The 3876-nt window shown below is 37.9% G+C and carries 4 protein-coding genes; all 4 read right to left on the bottom strand.

The genetic code is table 11. The annotated features are described in order from the left end of the window. Nucleotides 1–337 precede the first annotated feature (337 nt). The 4 genes from MKZ11_RS25010 to mobV all read right to left on the bottom strand — a co-directional run bounded on the left by MKZ11_RS25010 (nt 338) and on the right by mobV (nt 3700). A complete protein-coding gene (locus MKZ11_RS25010; RefSeq protein WP_340797300.1) occupies nt 338–709 on the bottom strand; it encodes a hypothetical protein in 372 nt (123 codons plus the stop codon). A 54-nt stretch (nt 710–763) separates the two neighbouring features. Continuing rightward, nucleotides 764–970, bottom strand: coding sequence for a hypothetical protein (locus MKZ11_RS25005; protein WP_340797299.1), 207 nt, complete (start codon nt 968–970; stop codon nt 764–766). Continuing rightward, a complete protein-coding gene (locus MKZ11_RS25000; protein ID WP_445327066.1) occupies nt 963–2039 on the bottom strand; it encodes a protein rep in 1077 nt (358 codons plus the stop codon). The genes MKZ11_RS25005 and MKZ11_RS25000 overlap by 8 nt, the downstream gene beginning before the upstream one ends. A 365-nt stretch (nt 2040–2404) precedes the next feature. Then, a complete protein-coding gene (gene mobV / locus MKZ11_RS24995) occupies nt 2405–3700 on the bottom strand; it encodes a MobV family relaxase (protein WP_340797297.1) in 1296 nt (431 codons plus the stop codon). Nucleotides 3701–3876: the final 176 nt, after the last annotated feature.

Raw genomic sequence — 3876 nt, 5'->3', positions numbered from 1 at the left:
AACCCACGAGGGAAAAGTTTCCCCTCGACCCCCTCCAAAAAGCTCCCCCAACCCCCTCACTTTTTGAGGGGGCTCCCTCGCCGGTTGGCAGGTCAAAAGGTGTTGCCTTTTGACGAGCCAAGAGGGTTCGGGTGTAGCGAAATTATCAACTCCTTAAATTCCTTTCGCTGTCGCTTCAGTCAGACATTTACCGTTGACAATTGCCACGTATTTTCTTCTGCAGCAAGTTTCACTTTTGGCTGAAAAAAATAAAAAGAGGTGGCAAATTTGCCACCTCTTAAATATTTCTGGTCTTGAACAAACGCGCCCGATTGGTTAAATGTCGGGGATGTAGATATTATGAGGTTATATCGAAACCGCTGTGTTCCCCATTGACATACACATCAATAGTTGTAATATCTTTATCTATCGTTAGGTGATATACAGTTTGTTTTTCTTGTTCCGTGTCAGAGTCAGACACATCAAATTTAATTTCCACTATGTCACCTTTTACATCATAGTTAAAATCTGCATCCCCATCAGATTGAAGAGTGATATAATAACTATTTTTGTCTTCTTCTTTTAACTGTAATTGAACATTAGGCTGTATAGAATCCTGCACAAATTTCGGCACACTCTCAACCTTTTCTAGGTTTGTTGCCGTTGAAGAACAAGCAGCCAAAATTGAAACGCATACCATCAACATAACAATAATAATTTTCTTCACCATTAATTCCCCCCCTATATTCACTATATGGCCCGTTTGCTGAAATTCAAATTCACATCAAGAATAAGTATTTTCCGAAAGACATTTATCACATATTTGAATACGACCATCTTCATCATTACCGACAATTTTCGTTTTCTTAGGCTGAATCTTTTCGCAAATAAAACACAGTTTTCGATTCACGCCTTTATGAGCAGAAGAATAATGCTCATGAAATCTTTTACACCCGGGGCAGTAATAATATAAATCACCTGGCTTAACCATTTGTTTCCCTCCTAGAAATTACGTAATTATTCAATCCAACATGCCAATATGCCATCACATCAACAGCACCATTTGCAACCTCGTCTGAATCATCATCAATATGGATTAAATCGCCATCCTCGGCATCGCTTAATTGTAATTCCTTATGAATTTCTTTCAAAATACCACCGTAAGAAATTAATCGCTTATAAGCCAATGCCTTATCTAAGTCCTTGACCGTCTGTATATTTTCATCTGTCACTTTATTCCCTCGTATCACATCTGTATCTTTCACTGGATACTTGGAAACTTCGAAAATAGCATTTTGTTCAAGAATCGTTTTTCTCACTTCTTGCTCCATTTCCACAAAATCAGGTGATTCTTTTTTAGGCTTAACCTTTGCTACATGAACAATCGGTTTGTAATCAATTTGCATAGCTTTTTGCCACATGCTTGTCCATTCAGTTTGCTTAATATAATTACGACCAAAATAATCATTTGGCACAGCTAACAACACGTGGAAATGAGGATGATACGTACCATACCACTCACTTTCCTTATCCCAATTCCGAGTTACTTCCATAGCCCGAAAATAGCCACGCACCGACTTTTTAAATCTTGCATAGCCTGCAAAACGATTCCATGCTTTCGTCATCTGATCCATCGTAGGTTTTAGTTCTTCACCTTCAACATTACGCACCGTGAGAGTAAGAAACACCCACTTCACTTTTTCTCGCTCATTCACCGCTTGAACAATTTTTTTATTTTGAAAGGCAATTTTAAGTGACCTTCGCCAATTGCACATCGGGCACAACCTCACTTTACAAAAATACGCTTGATAAAGCTTTAATCTACCGTCTTTCATTTTAAACACTAAATAATTTCCGCAGTCATACATTCGCTCTGCTTTTTTCGCTAAAGCTTCAACTGCTTCAAGATGCTTTGCCATCAGAATAGAACGCTTCTTCTTGCCTTTCCAGTCACGTTCCTCACCTTTGGCATTCAAATCACGCAAAAGTTCAACGTCTTTTTGAACACAGGTACTTGATTGCTCCTTAATACCTGTGCTACTATCAGGATACAAACTCATAAAAAGCCTCTCTTTCGAGGGGAAACATACAAAAAGCCCTCTGTGTATTTGGTTTCTAGACAATTCCAATACTATCAGAAGGCTTTTTACATGTCAAAACACGTTTTAAGTCATACAGCTCTAGGGCTCGTCGGACTTTCAAGCGCTTGAGTTGTTTCTATATGTATCAAGAGAAGTAGAAACCCGTTTTTCGTTCCACTCAAAACAAGGTCAAAACCAAGATCAAAACCAAATTCACCCCCCTCTCAAAACGCTCAGAATCCTTTTAAAGCGTTTTAAATATCAAATACATATAAATCTAAGCAAAATGCTCTTAAAGCCCTCAGAACGAATTCTGAGACGCTTCAAGAGCATTCTTTTTAATCTCACCGTTCCATATCGTAAGATTTACTTTTTTTCCGCTTTGTCTGCTGGTTAATCTCTTTGTCTTTTTCTTTCAATCCATCCAATGAAAAATCAGCTGTTTTAACTCGTTTTATAAACTTCTCCAAAAACGATTTCAGTTTATCCATAGCTTTTCCCAACCGATTTTGAGGAATCGTTTGATTGATTTTGTTTTCTTCAAGGATTTCAAGCCAATTTAGCCCCTCCGCTTTATCCTTCGGCATGCCATCACGTTCTAAACTATGAAGAATCAAGCGTCCTTTAAATTCCGATTCACTAATTTCTAGATCTGGCTCTTTATCTTCCAAAATGCTTTTATAAACAACCGCGTTTCTTTGTTGATGTATTTTATCGCTTTTAATCAATTGTTTTTCTCGTTCAAGATATGTGTTTTTTTGTTCAAGTCTTTCAATTTTTCCTTCCAGTCCCTTTTTACTTTTCTCCAAATCACCAATTTTATTTTCAGCAACTGATTTATAATTTTCAAATTGATAATCGCTTTTAATACTCGATTTCGCCAATACACCCAAATTCTCATAATCCTTTTTCAGCAAAACAACTACTTCTTTTTTGTTCATGATTCCCACGGTTTTCTTCTCTGCATTTCCATCCACTTTATCAAAAACATCTTTTGGCTTTTTAAATCTTTTCAAATCCGCAGCCATCACTTTTTTCTGCTCTTCAATCTCCGCTGAATGTTTTTTCAACGAATGGATATTCTCGATCCCGATTGTTTTATCATTCAAAATCCCTTCTTGATAAATTTCAGGAATCCGTTCTTTCAAATGTCTGTCTAACTCTGTATGAAAATTTTTCAGTTCTGCTCTCGTCAGTACTTCTTTAGCAGATACTTTTTCTCGTTCTTTTTTCGCGTCCCAAACGACAGGGATAAAATCAAAATGCATGTGTGGGGTGGTTTCATCGTTATGTACGTTCGCTGAAATAACGTTCTGCTCGCCACCATACCGGTCAGAAAGAAATTCATAGGTATTCTCAAAGAATGTTCTTTGATGCTCGTGAGATGCATCCTTGAGTGATTCAGGCAATGTTACGACCCACTCACAACATGCCTTTACATCTTTCCGATCCATGCAATAAACTTCGTCCAGTCTTTCATTCATGCGAGAAAGCGTGTCACCCTCTTTTTCACAGAGGTCATAATTCAAATGTGTGCGTTCATTATCAATATCTTCGTTTGAATGGTTTTCAGTTTTTCGGTCTAAATGAATTGATAGTCCTTGCATATTGCCCTTAGTGAATTTTTGAACGTGAGCCATTTTGGACACCTCCATTTTGATTGAGAATAACACATCAGGCGAGAGAACCCAAAACCATTTGGTATAACACGGTATACCAGAATTCTTCTGGACGTGCTCTGCGAGGCGAAAAGCAAGGGTGCAAAAACCGCTCCCCCAAGTTCAAAAGCAAAAGAAAAGATCATGGGCTTTGCCCA

The organism is Sporosarcina sp. FSL K6-1508 (assembly GCF_038007465.1).
Lineage (GTDB): Bacteria > Bacillota > Bacilli > Bacillales_A > Planococcaceae > Sporosarcina > Sporosarcina psychrophila_B.
Note: the sequence above shows the minus strand (reverse complement) of the source record. Positions and strands in the feature narration are given on the sequence as shown.

What these genes read in the sequence shown, in the direction of transcription:
- mobV (WP_340797297.1), bottom strand. Translation starts at nt 3,700, where the DNA reads ATGGCTCACGTTCAAAAATTCACTAAGGGCAATATGCAAGGACTATCA.
- MKZ11_RS25005 (WP_340797299.1), bottom strand. Translation starts at nt 970, where the DNA reads ATGGTTAAGCCAGGTGATTTATATTATTACTGCCCCGGGTGTAAAAGA.
- MKZ11_RS25010 (WP_340797300.1), bottom strand. Translation starts at nt 709, where the DNA reads ATGGTGAAGAAAATTATTATTGTTATGTTGATGGTATGCGTTTCAATT.
- MKZ11_RS25000 (WP_445327066.1), bottom strand. Translation starts at nt 2,039, where the DNA reads ATGAGTTTGTATCCTGATAGTAGCACAGGTATTAAGGAGCAATCAAGT.